Source organism: Pseudomonas sp. CMR5c, from assembly GCF_003850545.1.
GTDB lineage: Bacteria > Pseudomonadota > Gammaproteobacteria > Pseudomonadales > Pseudomonadaceae > Aquipseudomonas > Aquipseudomonas piscis.
The window spans coordinates 4,214,380-4,236,688 of the sequence record NZ_CP027705.1; the positions used below are offsets into that span (position 1 = coordinate 4,214,380).

Here is a 22,309-nt window from a genome sequence, read left to right on the forward strand (position 1 = left end):
TGCTATTCTCCACGCCCTCCGTAATGGCCTTTCCAGGTAGCTCCCATGTCTGACCGCAGTGCTCGCCTCCACGCTCTCCAACAAGCCCTCAAGGAGCGCATCCTGATCCTCGATGGCGGCATGGGGACCATGATCCAGAGCTACAAGCTCGAGGAGCGGGACTACCGTGGCGAACGCTTTGCCGACTGGCCCAGCGACGTCAAGGGCAACAACGACCTGCTGGTACTGACCCGTCCGGACGTGATCGGCGCGATCGAGAAAGCCTACCTGGACGCCGGGGCCGACATCCTCGAGACCAACACTTTCAACGCCACCCAGGTGTCCCAGGCCGACTACGGCATGGAAGCGCTGGTCTACGAACTGAACGTAGAAGGTGCCCGCGTGGCTCGCAAGGTGGCCGACGCGAAAACCCTGGAAACCCCGGATAAGCCGCGCTTCGTCGCCGGCGTCCTGGGCCCGACCAGCCGCACCTGTTCGATCTCCCCGGACGTCAACGATCCGGGCTATCGCAACGTCACTTTCGACGAACTGGTGAGCAACTACACCGAGGCCACTCGTGGCCTGATCGAGGGCGGCGCCGACCTGATCCTGATCGAGACCATCTTCGACACCCTCAACGCCAAGGCGGCGATCTTCGCCGTGCAGCAGGTGTTCGAGGAGGACAACGTCGAACTGCCGATCATGATCTCCGGCACCATCACCGACGCCTCCGGCCGCACGTTGTCGGGCCAGACCACCGAAGCGTTCTGGAACTCCGTGCGCCATGCCAACCCGATCTCGGTGGGCCTGAACTGCGCCCTGGGCGCCAAGGACCTGCGTCCCTACCTGGAAGAGCTGTCGACCAAGGCCGACACTCATGTTTCGGCCCACCCCAACGCCGGCCTGCCCAACGCCTTCGGCGAATACGACGAAACCCCGGCGGAAATGGCCGCGGTGGTCGAGGAGTTCGCCGCCAGCGGCTTCCTCAACATCATCGGCGGCTGCTGCGGCACCACTCCGCCGCATATCCGGGCCATCGCCGAGGCCGTGGCCAAACACAAGCCACGGGTCATCCCGGAGATTCCCAAGGCTTGCCGACTGTCGGGCCTGGAGCCGTTCACCATCGATCGCCAGTCGTTGTTCGTCAACGTCGGCGAACGCACCAACATCACCGGCTCCGCCAAGTTCGCCCGGCTGATCCGCGAAGAAAACTACACCGAGGCCCTGGAAGTCGCCCTGCAGCAGGTCGAGGCTGGCGCCCAGGTGATCGACATCAACATGGACGAAGGGATGCTCGATTCCCAGGCCGCCATGGTCCGCTTCCTCAACCTGATCGCCGGTGAGCCGGACATCTCCCGCGTGCCGATCATGATCGACTCCTCCAAGTGGGAAGTGATCGAGGCGGGCCTCAAGTGCATCCAGGGCAAGGGCATCGTCAACTCGATCTCGATGAAGGAAGGCGTCGAGCAGTTCAAGCATCACGCGCGCCTGTGCAAGCGCTACGGCGCGGCCGTGGTGGTCATGGCCTTCGACGAGGTCGGCCAGGCCGACACCGCCGCGCGCAAGCGCGAGATCTGCCAGCGCAGCTACGACATCCTGGTCAATGAAGTGGGCTTCCCGCCGGAAGACATCATCTTCGACCCGAACATCTTCGCCGTGGCCACCGGCATCGAAGAGCACAACAACTACGCCGTGGACTTCATCGAAGCCTGCGCCTACATCCGCGACCACCTGCCCTACGCCCTGTCGAGCGGCGGGGTCTCCAACGTGTCGTTCTCGTTCCGTGGCAACAACCCGGTGCGCGAGGCGATCCACTCGGTGTTCCTCTACCACGCGATCCAGAACGGCCTGACCATGGGTATCGTCAACGCCGGCCAACTGGAGATCTACGACGAGATCCCGCCGGCCCTGCGCGACAAGGTCGAGGACGTGGTGCTCAACCGCACTCCGGAAGGCACCGACGCGCTGCTGGCCATCGCCGACGACTACAAGGGTGGCGGCGCCAGCAAGGAAGTCGAGGACGAGGCCTGGCGTTCACTGCCAGTGGGCAAGCGCCTGGAACACGCGCTGGTCAAGGGCATCACCGCCCATATCGTCGAGGACACCGAGGAGTGCCGCCAGCAGTGCGCGCGGCCGATCGAGGTCATCGAAGGCCCGCTGATGAGCGGCATGAACGTGGTTGGCGACCTGTTCGGCGCCGGCAAGATGTTCCTGCCCCAGGTGGTCAAGTCGGCCCGGGTGATGAAGCAGGCCGTGGCCCACCTGATCCCGTTCATCGAAGCCGAGAAAGGCGACAAGCCCGAGGCCAAGGGCAAGATCCTCATGGCCACGGTCAAGGGCGATGTGCATGACATCGGCAAGAACATCGTCGGCGTGGTGCTGGGCTGCAACGGCTACGACATCGTCGACCTGGGCGTGATGGTGCCGGCCGAGAAGATCCTGCAGACCGCCCGCGACGAGAAGTGCGACATCATCGGCCTGTCCGGCCTGATCACCCCGTCGCTGGACGAGATGGTCCATGTCGCCCGCGAGATGCAGCGCCAGGATTTCCACCTGCCGCTCATGATCGGTGGCGCCACCACCTCCAAGGCCCACACCGCGGTGAAGATCGAACCCAAGTACAACAACGACGCGGTGATCTACGTCACTGACGCCTCCCGCGCCGTGGGCGTGGCCACCCAGCTGCTGTCCAAGGAACTCAAGCCCGGTTTCGTCGACAAGACCCGCCAGGAATACGTGGAAGTGCGCGAGCGCACCGCCAACCGCAGCGCCCGTACCGAGCGCTTGAGCTACCCGCAGGCGATCGCGGCCAAGCCGCAATATGACTGGGCGGCCTACCAGGCCACGACCCCATCCTTCACTGGCGTGAAGATGCTCGACAACATCGACCTGCGCGAGCTGGCCGAGTACATCGACTGGACGCCGTTCTTCATCTCCTGGGACCTGGCCGGGAAATTCCCGCGCATCCTCACCGACGAAGTGGTCGGCGAGGCAGCCACGGCGCTGTACAAGGATGCCCGCGAGATGCTCGACAAACTGATCGACGAGAAGCTCATCAGCGCCCGGGCGGTATTCGGCTTCTGGCCGGCCAACCAGGTCAACCATGACGACATCGAAGTCTACGGCGACCACGGCCAGACCCTGGCCACCCTGCACCACCTGCGCCAGCAGACCATCAAGCCCGACGGCAAGCCCAACCTGTCCCTGGCCGACTTCGTGGCGCCCAAGGACAGCGGCGTGACCGACTACGTCGGCGGCTTCATCACCACCGCCGGCATCGGCGCCGAGGAAGTGGCCAAGGCCTACCAGGACAAGGGCGACGACTACAGCTCGATCATGGTCAAGGCCCTGGCCGACCGCCTGGCCGAAGCCTGCGCCGAATGGCTGCACGAACAGGTGCGCAAGGAGCACTGGGGTTACGCCAGGGACGAACACCTGGACAACGAGGCACTGATCAAGGAGCAGTACAGCGGTATCCGCCCTGCCCCGGGCTATCCGGCGTGCCCGGACCACACCGAGAAGAGCACCCTGTTCGCCCTGCTCGACCCCGAGGCCAGCGAAGGCAAGGCCGGGCGCAGCGGCGTGTTCCTCACCGAACACTTCGCCATGTTCCCGGCGGCGGCGGTCAGCGGCTGGTACTTCGCCCATCCGCAGGCGCAGTACTTCGCCGTGGGCAAGGTCGACAAGGACCAGGTGCAGAGCTACACCCAGCGCAAGGGCCAGGACCTGGCCGTAAGCGAACGCTGGCTGGCGCCGAACCTGGGTTACGACGACTGATCGCAGCCGCTTGTGCAGGGGGTGCCAAGCACCCCCTGATGCCCGCCGGTATTGTCTATGCTCTGTTGACACCCAACCGTGTCGAGGGATTTATGGACGATCCAAGCAACAACCAGCCACCGACCTTCCTGCAAATGCTGCAAAGCGTCCTGGCGGCAGCCTTCGGCGTACAAAGCGGGAAGAATCGCGCCCGCGACTTCACCCACGGCAAGCCCAGCCACTTCATCGCGCTGGGCATCCTGTTCACCACCTTGTTCGTCCTGGTGCTGCTGGGCATCGCCAAGCTGGCGATGCACCTCGCGGGAGTCTGAAGCGCTAGTGCAGCAGCAACTGCAACCCGAAGGGGTAGCGATAGGCGTCCGGCTTGCCCTGGGCGGACAAGGCGCGGAAATTCACCCCGCTCCCGGCACGGTCTCCCAGGCGCAGCAATTGCTGCGCCTGGCCCGGGGTCAGCGGCTGCAATAGCGGCAAGCGCCAATCCGGCCCGCCCTGGCGCCGGGTGTCGAGGCCCAGCGCGTCGTCGTGGAGCGTCACCAAGGCCCAGCCGCCCAGGGTGAAGTGCCCGGCGACCAGGACCGACAATTGCCCATCGATCAAGGCCTGCAGCGCTTGCGGCGAGCTGTTGAGGCCGCTGAACAGCACGTCCTTGCCGGGCTTCAGGCCCAGCTCGCGGGCCGCACTCATGGCCCCCAGGGCCATCTCATCATTGGCCGACCAGACCAGCCGGGCCTGCGGGTAACGCCGCAGCAACTGCTGGGCCTGGCGGTAGGCACGCTCACGGTTCCATTCGCCATAGACCAGCTGGCGCAGATGCACCTGCGGGAATTCGGCCAAGGCCCGGCGCAGGCCTTGCTCGCGCAATTGCGCCGAGGGCGTGACCTTGAGACCGGAAAACGCCAGCAACTCGACGCTCTGCCCCGCAGGCACCGGGCCATGCTGGCGCAGCAATTCCTTGAGCATCAGGTAGCCGGCCTCTTCGTCGTTGCCGAGCATGCTGCCGATCCAGTCTGAATACTTGTGCCGGCTCTGGCCGATCAGCTCACGCTGATCCTGGGTCAATGCGCTGTTGACGATGAACAGCTTGATCCCGGTGCCTTGGGACAAGCGCAGGATCTGCGGGGCGATGTACTGCTCGTTCACCAGCACCAGGTAGTCCGGTCGATGTTCGCCCTGGATCACCTGCCGCGCCTGCTCCAGGGTCCGGCCGGCGTCGCGCTCGGCATAGAGGATGCGCAAGTCCATGCCCAGGTCGCGAGCGGCGGCCTGCATGAAATGCGAATAGCTGACCCAGAAGGTTTCGGTCGAGTTGCCGGGATTGAGGAAGACCACCGAGGTCGCCTGAGCCATGCTCCAGAACGGCAGGCTCAGCCACACCACGCACTTGCACAACAGCTTGAACATCACGAAAAGAGCCCCAGAATGATCCCAGCAGTATAACTGGCAAGATGCTGGCCAATAGCGGTAAATTGTCGTGATTGTCCGACAATCCAGGCTCTGTAAGGCCTCTCTACTACTGGTGGCTGACCCAGAACACGGCCGTACCCACGACCAGTATGATCAGAAAGAGAATGGCCCAAGCATCGACACTGCTGTCACTTTTCCTGGCTTTGGTTGGATGGCTCATAGCATCGCCTCTAGTGGATTTTATCGGTGACTGCTCAAAGACACGCCCACAGTTAAGACCAGGATTTCCCACACCACAAATGTGGATACTGAGAAAGCCCTACCGTTAGTCGTTTTGGTTCTTTGCATATACTCAAACATCACTTTTGCGCATAACCGCAAACTGGTATCGTTCGGCGGCTCCGATCGGAGTGCGCGGCCGTGCGCGCAGATTTGCTTACGTAGGTGGTGTTGAGCGTCAACGAAGGCAAGACGAGGTGGATGCGGTGACAGACCGCGATCGACTCCAGTCAAAGCGCCCTGAGCACCTGTTCACCGCAGTATTTGCCGAGTGCGCCTGCAAGCCACCTGTAGCCTGAGAACTGGACCTATATGTACGTATACGACGAGTACGATCAGCGGATCATCGAGGACCGCGTCAAGCAGTTCCGTGATCAGACCCGACGCTATCTGGCAGGCGAGCTGAGCGAAGAAGAATTCCGCCCCCTGCGCCTGCAGAACGGGCTTTATATCCAACGCTTCGCCCCGATGCTGCGGGTCGCCGTGCCTTATGGCCAGCTGAACTCGCGCCAGGCGCGAATGATGGCCAAGATCGCCCGTGACTACGACAAGGGCTACGCGCACATCAGTACCCGGCAGAACGTGCAGTTCAACTGGCCGGCCCTGGAAGACGTGCCGGAGATCCTGGCCGAGCTGGCCACCGTGCAGATGCATGCCATCCAGACCAGCGGCAACTGCCTGCGCAACGTCACCACCGACCAGTTCGCCGGCGTCGCTGCAGATGAACTGGTAGACCCGCGCCCGTGGTGCGAGATCGTCCGCCAGTGGACCACCTTCCACCCCGAATTCGCCTACCTGCCGCGCAAGTTCAAGATCGCCATCAATGGCTCGACCGCGGACCGCGCGGCCATCGAGGTGCACGACATCGGCCTGGAGCCGCACTACAACGCCGCCGGCGAGCTGGGCTTCCGGGTCCTGGTGGGCGGTGGCCTGGGCCGGACCCCGGTGGTCGGCGCCTTCATCAACGAGTTCCTGCCCTGGCAGGACCTTCTGAGCTACCTCGACGCCATCCTGCGGGTCTACAACCGCTACGGCCGGCGCGACAACAAGTACAAGGCGCGGATCAAGATCCTGGTCAAGGCCCTGACTCCCGAAGTGTTCGCCGAGAAGGTCGAGGCCGAGATGGTCCACCTGCGCGGCGGCCAGACCACCCTGACCGAGGCCGAAGTGCATCGCGTGGCCCGGCACTTCGTCGATCCGGACTACAAGGCCCTGGACAACCAGGATGCCGCCCTCGCCGCCCTGGACCAGGAGCACCCGGGTTTCGCCCGCTGGCGCACCCGCAACACCCTGGCCCACAAGAAGCCGGGTTATGTCGCCGTGAGCCTGTCGCTCAAGCCCACCGGCGTGGCCCCTGGAGATGTCACCGACAAGCAGTTCGATGCCATCGCCGACCTGGCCGACCGCTACAGCTTCGGCTTGCTGCGCACTTCCCACGAGCAGAACGTGATCCTCGCCGACGTCGAGCAGAGCCAGCTGTTCACCCTCTGGGGCGAACTGCGGGAAAACGGCTTCGCCACGCCGAACATCGGCCTGCTGACCGACATCATCTGCTGCCCTGGCGGTGATTTCTGCTCCCTGGCCAATGCCAAGTCGATCCCGATCGCCGAATCCATCCAGCGCCGTTTCGACGACCTGGACTACCTGTTCGACATCGGCGAGCTGGACCTCAACATCTCCGGTTGCATGAACGCCTGTGGCCACCACCACGTGGGCCACATCGGCATCCTCGGCGTCGACAAGAAAGGCGAGGAGTTCTACCAGGTCTCCCTGGGTGGCAGCGCCAGCCGCGACGCCAGCCTGGGCAAGATCCTCGGCCCGTCCTTCGCCCAGGACGACATGCCGGACGTGATCTCCAAGCTGATCGACGTGTACGTGGAACAGCGTACCGAGGACGAGCGCTTCATCGACACCTATCAACGTATTGGCATCGACCTCTTCAAGGAGCGCGTCTATGCAGCGAATCATTAAGAACAACGAGGTCGTCGACGAAACCTGGCACCTGCTGCCCAAGGACGCGACCCTCGACGGCATCTCCAACTGCGACGACCTGATCGTGCCGCTGGCACTGTGGCGCGACCACGGCCACGCCCTCAAGGCCCGTGACGGCGGCCTGGGCATTTGGCTGGACGCGGACGAAGAAGCCGAAGAAATCGGCGACGATGTCCATAACTTCCAGGTAATCGCCCTGAACTTCCCGGCGTTCACCGATGGCCGCAACTACTCCAACGCCCGCCTGCTGCGCGACCGCTATGGCTACAAGGGCGAACTGCGAGCCATCGGCGACGTGCTGCGCGACCAGCTGTTCTACCTGCGGCGCTGTGGTTTCGACGCTTACGCACTGCGGGCCGACAAGGACCCCTACGAAGCCCTGGAAAGCCTCAAGGACTTCTCGGTGACCTACCAGGCCTCCACGGACCAGCCACTGCCGCTGTTCCGCCGCCGCTAGGCCTGCGCCAACAAAAAGCCCTGGAGCGGTTTCCCGCTCCAGGGCTTTTTTGTATCTGTCGTCTTCTAGACCGTCATCGCGAGCAAGCTCCTACAGAAGGGTTCGAGCCTTGTTGCAGGAGCAAGGCTTGCCCGCGATCGCTCACCAGAAGAGCACCAACGGCAAGCTCGCGCGCAGCATTACCAGAAACGCTGCTGGGTCAGGCGGCTCCACCAGGTCAGCAACACACGGTCGACCGAACCGCTGGCCGCCAGCCCTACCCGCTCCTGCAGGCTCTTGCGCTCGGCGTAGTGCAGGTGGAAGACCTCCGCCGCCTTGGCTTTCTCGGCCAGGTACTCATCGCTGGTCTGCAACTCGTCCACCAGTTGTTTTTCCTGGGCGGCCACACCCAGCCAGACCTCGCCGGTGGCCACTTCGTCGATGGCCAGTTGCGGGCGATAGCGGGCCACGAAGTTCTTGAACAATTGATGGGTGACGTCCAGGTCCTCCTGGAACTTCTCCCGGCCCTTCTCGGTGTTCTCGCCGAACACCGTCAGGGTGCGCTTGTACTCGCCGGCGGTGAGTACCTCGAAGTCGATGTCGTGCTTCTTCAGCAGGCGATTGACGTTGGGCAACTGCGCCACCACGCCGATGGAGCCGAGGATGGCGAAGGGGGCGCTGATGATCTTCTCACCGATGCAGGCCATCATGTAGCCGCCGCTGGCCGCGACCTTGTCGATGCACACCGTCAGCGGTACCCCGGCCTGGCGAATACGCGCCAGCTGCGAGGAGGCCAGGCCATAGCTGTGGACCATGCCGCCGCCGCTTTCCAGGCGCAGCACCACTTCATCCTTGGGCGTGGCCAGGCTCAGTACCGCGGTGATCTCATGGCGCAGGCCCTCGGTGGCCGACGCCTTGATATCGCCGTTGAAATCCAGCACGAACACCCGCGGCTTATCCTCGGCGGGCTGTTTCTTCTGTTTCTTCTCGGCCTTGCCCTTGGCCTTGCGCAAGGCCTTGAGCTGCTCCTTGTCCAGCAGGCTCTGCTCCAGGCGCTCGCGCAGGTCCTTGTAGAAATCGTTCAGCTTGCTGACCTGCAACTGCCCGGCCCCCTTGCGCCGGCCCTTGCTGCGCAGCGCGGCAGCGGTGATCAGCACCACCAGGATGGCGACCACCAGGGTCACGGTCTTGGCCAGGAAACTGGCGTACTCGATGAAAAACTCCACGGAAACTCCTTACGCATGATCGCCACCCACCGGCGGCGCAATGGGCCCAAGCATACCGACGCGACCGGTCGGCCACCAGTCGCGAAACCTTGTGGGGCCGCGCTCCAACAATCATTTCAAACAAGCGTATGTTTTTTCATTGACAGCTCACCGGCATCCTCATAACCTCGCAAAACTTTCAACGTACCGGGATGACGCGGACGTGGGCAGCATCTATCTGATTCGACATGGCCAGGCCTCTTTTGGTGCAGACGACTACGACGTGCTGTCGCCCATCGGCGTGCGCCAGGCCACCGTCCTCGGCGATCATCTGGCGGCCCTCGGGGTGAACTTCGATCGCTGCCTGTCCGGCGACCTGCAACGCCAGCAGCATACCGCCCAGGCCACCCTGGAACAGCTGGCTGTCGCTGGGCTGGCCACGCCGGCCCTGGAGATCGACCCGGCGTTCAACGAATTCAATGCCGACGCCATCATCCGCGCCCTGTTGCCCGACCTGCTGCCCCAGGAACCCGAAGCGCTGCACACCCTGCGCAACGCCGCGCAAAATCGCGGCGAATTCCAACGCATCTTCGCCCTGATCATCCAGCGCTGGCTGGCCGGCACCTACGACCCGCCCGGCCTGGAAAGCTGGCTGGGCTTCGTCGAACGGGTCCAGGGTGGCTTGCAGCGCATCCTCGAAGCGGCGGACAACCGGCAGAAGATCGCCGTGTTCACCTCCGGCGGCACCATCACCGCCCTGCTCCACCTGATTACCCGGATGCCTGCCCAGCAGGCCTTCGAACTGAACTGGCAAATCGTCAACACTTCGCTCAACCAGCTGAAGTTCCGCGGTCGCGAAGTGTCCTTGGCCTCCTTCAACGGTCATACGCACCTGCAACTGTTGAAGGCACCGGAGCTCATCACTTTCCGCTGAGCCCGGCTTACCGTGAACCCTTGCTGTAACCACCCATAAAAGGATCGAACCATGACCTCCGTAGCTGACGCCGTACAAGCCATGCAAGCCAAGTTCAACCCAGCTGCCGCTGCCGGCCTGGACCTGGTCTTCGGTTTCCGCATCGATGACACCAAGCACTTCTCGCTGGTGGTGAAAGACAGCACCTGCGAACTCAAGGAAGGCGAGAACCCAGACGCCCAAGTCACCCTGGTGATGGACGGCGAAACCCTGGACGGTATCGTCAGCGGCGAAACCGACGGCATGCAGGCCTTCATGGGCGGCAAGCTGCGCGCCGAAGGCGACATGATGCTGGCCATGAAACTGAGCGAGCTGTTCCCAGCCTAAGACCCCGCAAGGTCCGGCCATCCACGAATCCCGCCCCCTGGCGGGATTCGTCGTTTTCAGCCCGCGCCAGCTGGCAACGGCGCCACCCCGGACGCTGCCAGCAGCTCACGGGTATAGGGATGTCGCGCCGCCGCGAACAGCTGCTGGGTCTGGCCGCGCTCCACCACCTGGCCGTCCTTCATCACGATCAGGTCATGGGCCAGGGCCTGGACCACTGCCAGGTCGTGGCTGATGAACAGGTAGGTCAGGCCATGCTCCTGTTGCAAGCGCCGCAGCAACGCCACCACCTGCTTCTGCACCGTGCGATCCAGGGCCGAGGTCGGCTCATCCAGCAGGATCAGCTCAGGCTTGAGCACCAGGGCCCGGGCGATGGCGATGCGCTGGCGCTGGCCACCGGAGAACTCGTGGGGATAACGGTGCCGCGCGGCCGGGTCCAGGCCCACTTGCTCCAGCACCTCGATCACCGCCCGCTCCTGTTGCCCAGAATCCAGGTCGGTGTGTACCCGCAAGCCCTCGGCGATGATCTGCTGCACGCTCAGGCGCGGGCTGAGGCTGCCGAAGGGGTCCTGGAACACCACCTGCAGTTGTCGGCGCAGCGGCCGCAACCGCGCCCCGTCGAGCGTCTCCAGGGCCTGGCCATTGAAACGGATGCGCCCTTGTGCAGCGATCAGCCGCAGGATCGCCTGGCCCAGGGTCGACTTGCCCGAGCCGGACTCACCGACGATGCCCAGGGTTTTGCCCCGTTGCAGTTGCAGGTCGATGCCATCCACCGCCTTCAGGTAACGCCGTGGCCGCCACCAGCCGCCGCCCTGGCCGAACCAGACCTTCAACTGCTCCACCGCCAGCAGGGTTTCACTGCTGCCCCGGGGCAGCGCCTGGCCGCCGGGCTCGGCATTGAGCAATTCCAGGCTGTAGGGATGTCGCGGTGCCTGGAACAGCTGCTGGCAATCAGCCTGTTCGACAATGCAGCCGTCACGCATCACCGCCACGCGCTGGGCAATGTGGCGTACCAGGTTCAGGTCATGGCTGATGATCAGCAGCGCCATGCCCAGGCGCTGTTGCAACGCCTGGAGCAACAGCACGATCTTGCGCTGCACGGTCACGTCCAGGGCGGTGGTGGGCTCGTCGGCGATCAGCAACTCCGGTTCGCAGGCCAAGGCCATGGCGATCATCACCCGCTGGCGCTGGCCGCCGGACAACTGGTGCGGATAGGCCCTGAGCCGTTCCCGGGGGTTCTGGATACCCACCAGCTCCAGCAGTTCGAGGATCCGCTCCCGGGCCTGGGCACCGGCCAGGCCCTTGTGCAGGCGCAGGGTCTCGCCCAACTGCCGCTCGACGCTGTGCAGCGGATTGAGCGAGCTCATGGGCTCCTGGAAGATCATCGCGATGCGGTTGCCGCGCAGTTGGCGCAATCGGGCCGGCGCTACCCCCAGCAGTTCCTCCCCGCGATAGCGGATGCTGCCCGCGATCCGCGCCGCACGCGGGTCGAGCAATTGCAGGATGCTGTGGGCGGTCACCGACTTGCCGGAGCCGGACTCGCCCACCAGCGCCAGGCATTCACCGGGACGGATCTGAAGGTCCAGGCCACGCACCACCTCGGTGGCACCGAAGGCCACCTTCAGGCCACGCAGTTCAATCAGGGCTTGGGTCATCTTGGGTACTCGCAGTTTCAACTCTTGGGATCGAAGGCATCGCGACAGCCTTCGCCGATGAACACCAGCAACGACAGGATCAGTGCCAGGACGAAGAACGCCGTCAGCCCCAGCCAGGGCGCTTGCAGGTTGCTCTTGCCCTGGGCCACCAACTCGCCCAGCGACGCGCTGCCAGCCGGCATGCCGAAGCCGAGGAAGTCCAGGGCCGACAAGGTGGCGATGGCTCCGGTGAGAATGAACGGCAGGTAGCTCAGGGTGGCGTTCATGGCATTGGGCAGGATGTGCCGGCCCATCACCTGCAGGTCATCCACCCCCAGCGCCCGGGCCGCCTTGACGTACTCCAGGCTGCGGCTGCGCAGGAACTCGGTACGCACCACATCCACCAGGGCCAGCCAGGAGAACAGCGCCATGATCCCCAGCAGCCACCAGAAGTTCGGCTCGACGAAACCGGACAGGATGATCAGCAGGTACAGCACCGGCAGACCCGACCAGACCTCCAGCAAGCGTTGCCCCCAGAGATCGACCCAGCCGCCGTAGTAGCCCTGCAAGGCGCCGGCAACGATGCCGACCAGCGCACTGATGGCCGTCAGCGACAAGGCGAACAACAACGACACCCGCACCCCGAAGATCACCCGCGCCAGCACGTCCCGGGCCTGGTCGTCGGTGCCCAGCCAGTTGTCGCCACTGGGCGGGCTGGGGGCCGGCTGCGTCAGCTCGTAGTTGATGGTGTCGTAGCCGAAGGGAATCGGCGCGAACAACAACCAGCCGCCCTGTCCCTCGATCAACTGGCGAACCGCAGCGCTGCGGTAATCCGGCTGGAACGGCAACTGGCCGCCGAAATCCTGTTCGGTGTAGCGCTTGAAGGCCGGGAAATACCACTGCCCCTGGCACGCCACCAGCAACGGCTTGTCATTGGCGATCAGCTCGCCGCCCAGGCTCAGGGTGAACAGGCCGAGGAACAGCCACAACGACCACCAGCCACGCCGGTGCGACTTGAAACGTTGCCAGCGCCGCCGGCCAAGGGGAGACAGGGGCATCAGAGCTTCCTCGCCGCGAAATCGATGCGTGGGTCGACTAGGGTGTACGCCAGGTCGCCCAGCAGTTTTATCAACAAGCCGAACAAGGTGAAGATGAACAACGAGCCGAACACCACCGGGTAATCCCGGGATACCGCCGCCTCGTAGCTCATGCGTCCCAGGCCATCGAGGGAGAAGATCACCTCGATCAGCAGCGAACCGCCGAAGAACACCGTGACCAGCGCCTGGGGCAGCCCCGCCACCACCAGCAGCATGGCGTTGCGAAACACATGGCCGTACAACACCTGGCGCTCGGTCAGGCCCTTGGCCCGCGCGGTGACCACGTACAGCCGCGAGATCTCGTTGAGGAAGCTGTTCTTGGTCAGCAGGGTCAGGGTGGCGAAACCGCCGACCACCAGCGCGCTGACCGGCAGCACCAGGTGCCAGAAATAGTCGGCGACCTTGCCCAGGGTGCTCAGTTGGTCGAAGTCGTCCGAGACCAGGCCGCGTACCGGGAACCAGTCCAGCAGGGTGCCGCCGGCGAACACCACGATCAGCAACAGGGCGAACAGGAACCCCGGCATGGCGTAGCCGACGATGATCGCCGCGCTGCTCCAGACATCGAAACCCGAGCCGTTGTGCACCGCCTTGCGAATCCCTAAGGGAATCGACACCAGGTAGGTGATCAGGGTCGCCCACAGGCCCAGGGACAAGGTCACCGGCAACTTGTCCAGGATCAGGTCGGTGACCGTGGCGCCACGGAAGAAGCTCTTGCCGAAGTCCAGCCGGGCGTACTGCCCGAGCATCAGCCACAAGCGCTCGCTGGCGGGCTTGTCGAAGCCGTACTGGCGCTCGATGTCCGCCAGCAGCTTGGGGTCCAGGCCCCGGCTGGCCCGGGACTCGCCGGCCACGCTCTCCACATGCCCGCCGCCCACCGCGGCATTGGCGCCGATACCCTGCAAACGGGCGATGGCCTGCTCCACCGGTCCTCCGGGAGCAGCCTGGACGATGACGAAATTGACCAGCAGGATGCACAACAAGGTCGGCACGATCAGCAGCAGGCGCCGCAGGCTATAACCCAGCATGGACCACCTCCGCGCTGCGCTTGTGCATCTGGCCCTGGGTCAGCGCCGTCGGGCTGATCTCCCACCAGCCGTCCAGTCCGGCGTCATACAGCGGGGCGACCGCCGGGCGACCGAAGCGATTCCACCACACCGTGGAGATGCCCGGTGGGTAATAGTTGGGAATCCAGTAGTAGCCCCACTGCAACACCCGGTCCAGGGCCCGGGCATGGGCCAGCATGCTGCTGCGGCTGTCGGCCCGGACCAGGCCTTCGAGCAAGGCATCCACCACCGGGCTCTTGAGCACCATGTAGTTGTTCGAACCCGGATCGTCGGCCCCCTCGGCGCCGTAGTAGTTGAACAGCTCGCGCCCCGGAGCCTGGGACACCGGGTAGCCGACGACGATCATGTCGTAGTCGCGGCTGCGCACCCGGTTGGTGTACTGCGCGCTGTCCACCTGGCGAATGTCGAAGCCGATGCCGATCTGCGCCAGGTTGCGCTTGAACGGCAACAGCAGGCGCTCGAAGCCCTTCTGGCCATTGAGGAAGGTGAACTGCAGCGGCTCGCCGGCGGCATTTACCAGACGATCGCCGCTGGGGGTCCAGCCGGCCTCGCGCAACAGTTGCAGCGCCTGCAACTGCTGGCCACGGACGATCCCGCTGCCATCGGTCCTGGGCGCCTCGAACACCTGGCTGAAGACCTCATCCGGGACCTGAGCGCGCCAGGGTTCGAGGATCTGCAACTCCTCTGCCGAGGGCAGGCCCACCGCCGCCAGTTCGCTGTGGGAGAAGAAGCTGCGCTGGCGCAGGTACATGCCGCGCATCATCTGCCGGTTGCTCCACTCGAAGTCCCACAGCAAGGCGATGGCCTGGCGTACCCGGCGATCCTGGAACAGCGGCCGCTGCAGGTTGAAGACGAACCCCTGGGTGCCCTGGGCCGCGCCAGGGGCCAGGTGCTCGCGCTGCAGGCGGCCATCGTCCAGGGCGGCACCGGCATAACCGATGGTGTAGGCAGTGGCGGAGAACTCGCGGTTGTAGTCATAGCCGCCGGCCTTGAGGATCTGCCGCGCCACATCGGTATCGGAAAAGAACTCCAGGCGCAGGCGATCGAAGTTGTAGCGCCCGCGCGCCACCGGCAGGCGCTCGCCCCACCAGTCCTTGACCCGCTCGAAGGTCACGCTGCGCCCGGCATCCACCTTGGCCACTCGGTACGGGCCACTGCCCAGGGGCGGCTCGAAGCCACCGCCATCGGCAAAATTGCGTCCGCGCCACCAGTGTTCCGGCAGCACCGGCAACGACGCCAGGTCCAGGGGCAAGGTGCGGCTCTCGGCATTCTTGAACACGAAGCGCACCTGGCTCGGCGACTCCACCAGGACCTCGGCCACATCGGCGAACTGCTGGCGGTACTTGAGGCTGCCCTGGGTCATCAACAGTTCGAAGGTGAAGCGCACATCGCTGGCGCTGATCGGCCGGCCATCGGCGAAGCGCGCCGCCGGGTTCAGGTACAACCGCAGCCAGCGCCGGTCCGGGGCCAGCTCCAGGCCCTGGGCCACCAGGCCGTACACCGTGTAGGGCTCGTCCTGGGAGCGGTAGGCCAGGGGCGCGTAGACCCAGCCGTCGACCTCGGCCACCCCGGTGCCCTTGTCGATATAGGGCACCAGGTGGTCGAACGGCCCGCTCTCCAGGGAAGAACGGCGCAAGCTGCCGCCCTTGGGCGCGTGCGGATTGACGTAGTCGAAGTGACTGAAGCCTGGCGGATACTTCGGCGCCTCGCCGTACACCGTCAACGACGGTTGCACGGCGGCCGACACTGCCGGGCTCAGCAGCACCCACAGCCAGAGCAAGAAGATGGTTCGCAACGGCATTGCAACAAGCCCCTCTGGACAGTGCCCGGGGGGCTCGCCGGCCTTGATGGCCCGCGTGCCAGGTTCCCGGTCACGGTTCTCGATGATCGCAACGCCCCGCTCCTGCCTGTGTTGTGCAACCAGGCCGGCATTTTTATAGAGCGGGGTCTAGATCCATTGGTTACTAAAAAGCCTTCGGACTGCCGTTATCGGCTCGTTTCAGAAGCTGTAGCTGAGCCGGGTATACAAGGTCCGCCCGAAGGGGTCCGAGTAACGCGGGTCGTAGCCGCTCTGGAAGGTGTAGGTCTGGTTGCTGAACGGCGGCTCGCGGTCCAGCAGGTTCTTCACCCCCAGGGTGACGGCCAGGGACTTGCGCCAGGTGTAGGTGCCCGCCAGGTCCCAGACGCTGTAGGCGCCGACGCTGTGGTGGGTGCTGGGGTCCGAGTCGTGATAGCCGCTGGTGTAGCGGTTGGTCAGGCTGGCGCCCAGCGGCCCCTGGTTCCAGGTCGCGGTCAGGCTGTGGCGCCAGCGCGCCACCGCACCGGCGGAGGAGAAATCACCGCCGCGAAAATCCCCCAGCTTGTCGATGAAGGCGCCCTTGAGCTCTTGCTGGTACTCGTAGCGGTTGACGTAGGTGCCTTGCAACGCCACGCCGAAATGGCCCCAGGCCAGGGCCGGCAGGCGGTAGTCGAAGTTGACGTCCACCCCTTCGGTCTTCAGCTTGCCCAGGTTGGACAGGCCGGTGACCACATGGTCGATGGAGCCATCGGCCTTGCGCACCAGGCGATCGGGATACAGGCCGGGGTTCTCGAACGGCGAGGACTCGGGGAATTCGGCGATCTGGTTGGCGATATCGATCCACCAGAAATCCAGCCCGGTGGTCAGGCGCTCGAACGGCTGGTAGACGAAACCCAGGGTCACGTTGCGCGCGGTCTCGGGCTTGAGGTTGCGGTTGCCGCCAGAGCTGCGGTTGAACTGCTGGGCGCAGTCGCGGTTGGCGATCCCGCCATTGCTCGGATTGCCGCCGGCGCACAGCACCGGATCGTTGTAGTTGGCGTTGGTGAAGGTGGTATAGCTCGGGTTGTACAACTCGTACAACGAAGGGGCGCGGAAACCTTCGCTATAGGCACCACGAACCACCAGCTCGCGAAACGGCTGGAAGCGGAACGAATACTTGGGGTTGGTGGTGCTGCCGAAATCGCTGTACTTGTCATGGCGCACCGCCGCCGACAGCTCCAGGCTGTCGAGCACCGGTACGTTGAGCTCGGCGTACTGGGCCTGCACGCTGCGATCGCCCGTCACGGCACCATTGGGATCGACTCCCAGGTTCTGCAAGTCGCCGGCAAAGGCCGCGAAATCCTGATGAAAATCCTCCTTGCGATACTCGCCCCCCAGGGCCAGGCCGGCCGGCCCCGCGCCGAACCAGTCGCCGATCTCGCGGCTGGCACGCCCGTCGATGGACTTGACCCGGCCCACAGCGGTGCCGTAATCGCCGCTCACCGTGTTGGCCGCCAGCAAGGCTTGGCCTGCGCTGGTCTGGGGCCCGAAGGGATTGATCACCCCGTCGGCGATCCCCTGGCGCACCGCCTGATCGAGCACATAACCACTGCGGATGGTGTTGGTCACCTTGTTCTGGTTGTAGGCCGCGCCCAGGTTGTAGTCCCAGCCGGCCACGTTGCCGTCGAAGCTCAGCAACAAGCGCTGGTTGCTGTTGTCGTCTTCATGCCGGCGGGCGCCGACCGGGGCTTCGCGCCAGTTCACCGATACCGGCTGCGAGGGGTCGAGAACAAAGTCGCTGGGCCCCGGGGTGATGCCATTGCCCGGGTAGAACGCGGTACCCGGGTTGACCTGGTTGCCCATCAGGGTGCCGGGGCCGATCTGGGTGCGGTTCTGGTTGCGCGCCCAGAAGTACTCCAGGCTGACGTTATGTTCATCGCCAAGTTTGCCGGTGGCCTTGGCGAAGGCCGAGGTCTTCTCGGTTTCCGGCACCAGGTCCAGGTAACTCCACAGGCTCTGCCGGCAGATGCCATTGCGCGACAGCAACCCCGGGGCGTTGCAGCCGGAACCGGCCAGGGGGTTGGTCGCGTTGCTGCCCTGGCTCCAGTTGGCCGGGAAGGCCGTGCCCGAGGTGTAGTCCAGGCCGCGACCGGGCTGGTAGTTGTAGGTGTAGCCACGGTCCTTGGCCGCCAGGCGTTCCTGCTTGTCGTGGCTGACCACGCCAAAGACATTGAAGCGATCTTCCTCCAGGTCGCCGAACCCCCAGCTGCCGCTGAAGTTCTTGCTCTGGCCACCGCCCGAATGGGTCGGGGTGTCGTAGCTGGTGCTGACCTGGCCGGTGGTGAGGCTGGTCTTGGTGATGAAGTTGATCACCCCGCCGATGGCATCGGTGCCGTACAGCGCCGAAGCACCGTCACGCAGGACCTCGACCCGATCGATGGCGGCGAAGGGAATGGTGTTCAGGTCCACCCCGGAACCGTTGCTGGAGCTGGTGGCGTTGTTGCTCAGGCGCCGGCCGTTGAGCAGCACCAGGGTCTTGTTCGGGCCGATGCCACGCAGGTCGGCGAAGGCCGCTCCGCCGCTGCTGGAGCCCACCGAACGCCCGGAGCCCACCGAGGACTGGTTGGCGGAAATGCGGTTGATCAACTCCTCGGTGCTGGTCACCCCCTGCTCACGCAGCTTCTCGACCCGCAGGATGGTGACCGGCACCGTGGTCTCGGCATCGACCCGGCGGATCGCCGAACCGGTGACTTCGACCCGCTGCAACTGGGTGGTGGGCTCGGCGAAGGTCGCCGGGGTCGGCGCCACGCTGGCGGCCGGGGTCGCTGCGGCGCTGATCACCACGCCCTGGGCGCCCTCCTCATCCTTCAGGCCAGTGCCTTGCAACGCCAGGGCCAGGGCCTGGTTGTGGCTTAGCTGGCCCTTGATCGCCGGGGCGGTATGCCCGGCCACCAGCGCCTGGGAAAAAGAGATCGGCAGGCCGCTCTGGCGCGAGATGCTCAGCAGCGTCTGGTCCAGCGGGCCAGCGGGCAGGTCGAACGACTCGCTGGCGGCCCAGGCCGGCACAACCTGCAGAGACAGCAGCAAGGCCAGGCTCAAGGGGGATTTACGGGGTACAGACAGACTCATGGATAACCATCCCTGCGTTAGGTTTATGCAGGGATGTGCAATGGCCAGCGGTTTTTTATAGGCCCGGTTTAGACCGTTGGGAGCTGACCTTATACCCACCGGGAATGCATCGCTCGCCCCAGCGCTGAAGGTCCTGCGGACCTTGGCGCAGCCTCGCAGGCTCGGCAGCGGCTACAAGAACCGCCGCTGGCTGCGCAGGGCCACGGGGATTCAACTGCCGAAGTGGTAGCTCAGGTCCAGCCACCATTGGCGCCCGTAGGCGTCGTAGTTGCCGGTGGGGTAATAGGGCCAGCCAGCGGAATCATCGTGCTTGTACTGGTTGAGCAGGTTGTTGACGGTCAGGCCGAGGCTGGCGCGGTCGTTGATCTTGTAGCGGGCGCTGGCGTTGAACACCGTCCAGGGCGACAGCCGGCCATCGCCGTTGCCATTGGTGACGCTGCCGTAGCGGATACCCATCAGGGTCGCGCTGTAGTGCGCATAGTCCCAGGTCAGGCTGGCGTTGGCCTTGCTGCGCCAGTCATGGTTGCTGCGGTCGGAGCGCAAATCCAGGCTCGCGGCCTGGTCGGACTCCTTGTAGTAATGCGAAAGCACCAGGGTGTAGCCCAGGGTCGAGCTGAATGCCCCGTAGTCGCCAGCGCCCCAGCGAATGTTGCTCTTGAGATCCAGGCCGCTGACCCGCTCGCTGGCGGCGTTGATGGTATTGACCCGCACCTGCTGCAGCTTGTTGGGGTCCACCGCGGCATTGCCGGGGTTGCGCTGGACCCGCGCCAGCACCGTCTGGCAACTGGCCGAGTTGATGTCCTGGGCGCCGCTGCGGCAGGCGTTCTCTTCCTGCAACAGGCGGTTCTGATCCACGCTCGTCAGCAAGTCGTCGATCTGCACCCGCCAGTAGTCGGCGGAAATATCGAAGTTGCGCGACGGCGACCAGACCAGGCCATAGGTCCAGGATTTGCCGCGCTCGGACTTGAGGTCGCTGGTGCCACTCTGCACGTAGTCCACCCGCCCGCGATCGCAGGCGCCCTCCACGCCCTTGCTGCAGCCGTAGTAGTCGATCTGGTCGGGGTAGTAGCCGTTGTTGTCGGCCTGGTAGATGTAGTTCAGGTCCGGCGCACGAAAGCTGGTGCCATAGCTGCCGCGTACCAGCAGGCTGGTCAGCGGGCGCCATTCCAGGCCCAGGTTGTAGGTCTTCTGCTGCTCGCTGCGATCGGCGAACTTGTACTGGTCCCAGCGTCCGGCCAGGGACGCCAGCACGCTATCGGTGACCGGCACGCTGAACTCGCCGCCCAGGGCGTAGCGCTTGCGCGAGCCACCGGACTCCTGCGCCGGTGCAGCACCGTAGAACAGCCCCTCGTTGAGCCCCGAGTCGGGCTCGATGCGATACGACTGCTTGCCCATTTCCAACACCCCGGCGAACCCCACCGGCCCGGCCGGCAAGTCGAACAGGTCACCGTTGATCGAGGCGTTGTAGGTCTGCGACACCGAGCGGCTGGTCTCGGTCTGGTTGCGACGAAACTGGCGCCACTCGTCGGGAGTCAGCGGCCGGTCCAGGCGCGCCGGGTCCGGAGCGAATACCGGGTGGCCATCCTGGGTACCCAACTGCGGCCCCAGGTAGAAATCGCGGATGGTCGACAACGGCCGGTAGCGGGTGCTGCGCACACTGCGATATTCCGAGCGGTTGGCCGCCAGCTCGTAGCTCCAGCCACTGTCGCCGAGTTGGTCGGACAGCCCCAGGGTGCCAGTCCAGGAAGTCTCCCGCCATTTGCTGTTGTTGCTGGTGCGCCCGCCGATCTCCTCCTCGGAGAAGCGCCGGAACCAGCGCTCGAGGTTGCCGGTGTTGGCGTTGATGAAATCCGGCGAGGTGAAGGTCGGGCCGCGGGTGTTGTTCTGGATATGGTCCAGGCCGTACATCAGGTCGGCGTACAACTGGCCGCTGTCGCTGAAGTGCCAGGTACCGCGGGTGTAGCCGTCGTAGTTTTCCTTCTGGGTCTGCAAGGTCCAGTAGTCGTTGTACATCTGGTCGGTGGTACAGCGCCCGCTGCTACCGCCCAGGTGATTGCCGAAGGTGCCCTGGTAGGCGCCACACCCGGGGCCCAGGTAGCGGCCGGTATCGAGGTTGCGCCGGTAGCCGACGTCCACCGCCGGGCTGCTGTCCATGAACCCGCGATCGTCGGCCCAGATCGGTTCGCGCCGGGTCAGCTCCAGGCCGAACAGGCCATCGAAGTCGCCCCAGCTGCCGCCACCGCTCAATTGCAGGCGCTGGTTGTCGCCACCGCCACGCTCGCTGGTGCCGCCACGCAGGTTGAGGTCGATGCCGTCGATCTTCTTCTTGAGGATGATGTTGACCACCCCGGCGATGGCATCCGAGCCGTAGACCGCCGAGGCCCCGCTGCTGAGGATCTCGATGCGCTCGATGACCGCCGAAGGAATGTTGGCCAGGTTGGTGAAGTTGACCTGGCCGCCATAGGCGGTCGGATAGTCCGCCACTCGCCGGCCGTTGATCAGCACCAGCGTATGGTTGGGACCCAGGCCGCGCAGGTTGAGGGCACTGGCGGCTGGCTGCCAGGTGTTGCCGTAGTCCTCGCCCTGGGTCATGCCGGTGTTCTGGGTCTGGGTCGCCAGGGCGTCGTAGACATTGCGATAACCCCGGGCCTCCATCTCCTGCTGGGTGATCACGGTGACCGGAGTCGCACCGTCGGTCTGCGCCCGGGCGATGCGCGAGCCGGTGACCGTGACCTTCGATAGCCGTGGCTCGCTGGCACTGGCGGAGCTATCGGCGCGGACCGCAGCCGGGGCAGGCTTGGCCGCTGCCGGGCGCAAGACCAGGCCCTGGTCGCTGGCCTCCACTTCCAGGCCGCTGCCTTGCAACGCCCGCTCCAGCGCCTGGCGAGTTTCCAGCGCGCCACGAATGGCCGGCCCCTGCTTGCCTTGCACCAGGTCCTGGCGAAAGGAGATCGGTACCCCGCTCTGGCGCGAGATATCCAGCAGCACCTGGTCCAGCGGCCCCTTGGTGATATCGAAGGAGAAGACTCCGGCCGCCGGTTCCTGGGCCAGAAGCGGCGCCGGGCAACTGGCGATGCCCAGGACTACGGCCAACGACAATCGGCATAGATGCCGGAGCGGACGGTTGAAACAGTTCTGTGAAGACATCCCGAAGCCCTTCCCTGTTGAATGCAGTTGCAGGGAATGAGCAGCGGCAGGCGGTTTTTTATAGGCCGTGGGTTAGGCCAAGGGGCTATGAG

14 protein-coding genes are annotated in these 22,309 nt (G+C 64.8%); 6 read left to right on the plus strand and 8 right to left on the minus strand.

Going from position 1 to position 22,309, the window contains the following annotated elements; genetic code table 11:
- Positions 1 to 45: 45 nt before the first annotated feature.
- Together metH and C4K40_RS19290 are read left to right on the plus strand one after the other, a co-directional pair.
- The gene (metH, locus tag C4K40_RS19285; protein WP_053131168.1) at positions 46 to 3,756 is read left to right on the plus strand and encodes a methionine synthase; all 3,711 of its coding nucleotides are present in this window, start codon (positions 46 to 48) and stop codon (positions 3,754 to 3,756) included.
- Positions 3,757 to 3,848: 92 nt separating this feature from the next.
- Positions 3,849 to 4,067, plus strand: coding sequence for a DUF2970 domain-containing protein (locus C4K40_RS19290; RefSeq protein WP_022639447.1), 219 nt, complete (start codon positions 3,849 to 3,851; stop codon positions 4,065 to 4,067).
- Positions 4,068 to 4,071: 4 nt separating this feature from the next.
- On the opposite strand, the gene C4K40_RS19295 is transcribed toward C4K40_RS19290, so the two are convergent.
- A complete protein-coding gene (locus tag C4K40_RS19295) occupies positions 4,072 to 5,157 on the minus strand; it encodes an ABC transporter substrate-binding protein (protein ID WP_053131171.1) in 1,086 nt (361 codons plus the stop codon).
- Positions 5,158 to 5,751: 594 nt separating this feature from the next.
- On the opposite strand from C4K40_RS19295, the gene C4K40_RS19300 reads away from it, so the two are divergent.
- Together C4K40_RS19300 and C4K40_RS19305 are read left to right on the plus strand one after the other, a co-directional pair.
- On the plus strand, positions 5,752 to 7,410 hold the full coding sequence (locus C4K40_RS19300) for a nitrite/sulfite reductase (RefSeq protein ID WP_053131174.1): 1,659 nt from the start codon (positions 5,752 to 5,754) through the stop codon (positions 7,408 to 7,410).
- Positions 7,394 to 7,888 (plus strand): DUF934 domain-containing protein, encoded by a 495-nt coding sequence (locus C4K40_RS19305; protein WP_022639406.1) that lies wholly within the window; start codon positions 7,394 to 7,396, stop codon positions 7,886 to 7,888. The genes C4K40_RS19300 and C4K40_RS19305 overlap by 17 nt, the downstream gene beginning before the upstream one ends.
- 179 nt (positions 7,889 to 8,067) lie before the next feature.
- Here C4K40_RS19305 and sohB read toward each other — a convergent pair whose 3' ends face one another.
- Positions 8,068 to 9,093, minus strand: coding sequence for a protease SohB (gene sohB, locus C4K40_RS19310; protein ID WP_022639407.1), 1,026 nt, complete (start codon positions 9,091 to 9,093; stop codon positions 8,068 to 8,070).
- 202 nt (positions 9,094 to 9,295) lie between these two features.
- Here sohB and C4K40_RS19315 point away from each other — a divergent pair, with 202 nt between their 5' ends.
- Positions 9,296 to 10,006 carry a histidine phosphatase family protein gene (locus C4K40_RS19315; protein ID WP_022639408.1) on the plus strand — a complete coding sequence of 237 codons (711 nt, stop codon included), beginning with the start codon at positions 9,296 to 9,298 and terminating at the stop codon, positions 10,004 to 10,006.
- A 51-nt stretch (positions 10,007 to 10,057) separates the two neighbouring features.
- Positions 10,058 to 10,372, plus strand: coding sequence for an SCP2 sterol-binding domain-containing protein (locus C4K40_RS19320; protein ID WP_022639409.1), 315 nt, complete (start codon positions 10,058 to 10,060; stop codon positions 10,370 to 10,372).
- A gap of 56 nt (positions 10,373 to 10,428) precedes the next feature.
- On the opposite strand, the gene C4K40_RS19325 is transcribed toward C4K40_RS19320, so the two are convergent.
- The 6 genes from C4K40_RS19325 to C4K40_RS19350 form a co-directional block, all read right to left on the minus strand.
- Positions 10,429 to 12,024 (minus strand): ABC transporter ATP-binding protein, encoded by a 1,596-nt coding sequence (locus C4K40_RS19325; protein WP_022639410.1) that lies wholly within the window; start codon positions 12,022 to 12,024, stop codon positions 10,429 to 10,431.
- Positions 12,025 to 12,041: 17 nt separating this feature from the next.
- A complete protein-coding gene (locus tag C4K40_RS19330) occupies positions 12,042 to 13,064 on the minus strand; it encodes an ABC transporter permease (protein ID WP_053131443.1) in 1,023 nt (340 codons plus the stop codon).
- Entirely contained in the window at positions 13,061 to 14,125 is a 1,065-nt protein-coding gene (locus C4K40_RS19335) for a microcin C ABC transporter permease YejB (protein ID WP_053131177.1), read from the minus strand. The genes C4K40_RS19330 and C4K40_RS19335 overlap by 4 nt, the downstream gene beginning before the upstream one ends.
- Positions 14,112 to 15,965 carry an extracellular solute-binding protein gene (locus C4K40_RS19340; RefSeq protein ID WP_053131180.1) on the minus strand — a complete coding sequence of 618 codons (1,854 nt, stop codon included), beginning with the start codon at positions 15,963 to 15,965 and terminating at the stop codon, positions 14,112 to 14,114. The genes C4K40_RS19335 and C4K40_RS19340 overlap by 14 nt, the downstream gene beginning before the upstream one ends.
- A gap of 198 nt (positions 15,966 to 16,163) precedes the next feature.
- Positions 16,164 to 19,070 carry a TonB-dependent receptor gene (locus tag C4K40_RS19345; RefSeq protein ID WP_256223926.1) on the minus strand — a complete coding sequence of 969 codons (2,907 nt, stop codon included), beginning with the start codon at positions 19,068 to 19,070 and terminating at the stop codon, positions 16,164 to 16,166.
- A 210-nt stretch (positions 19,071 to 19,280) separates the two neighbouring features.
- Positions 19,281 to 22,217 carry a TonB-dependent receptor gene (locus tag C4K40_RS19350; RefSeq protein WP_053131183.1) on the minus strand — a complete coding sequence of 979 codons (2,937 nt, stop codon included), beginning with the start codon at positions 22,215 to 22,217 and terminating at the stop codon, positions 19,281 to 19,283.
- Positions 22,218 to 22,309: the final 92 nt, after the last annotated feature.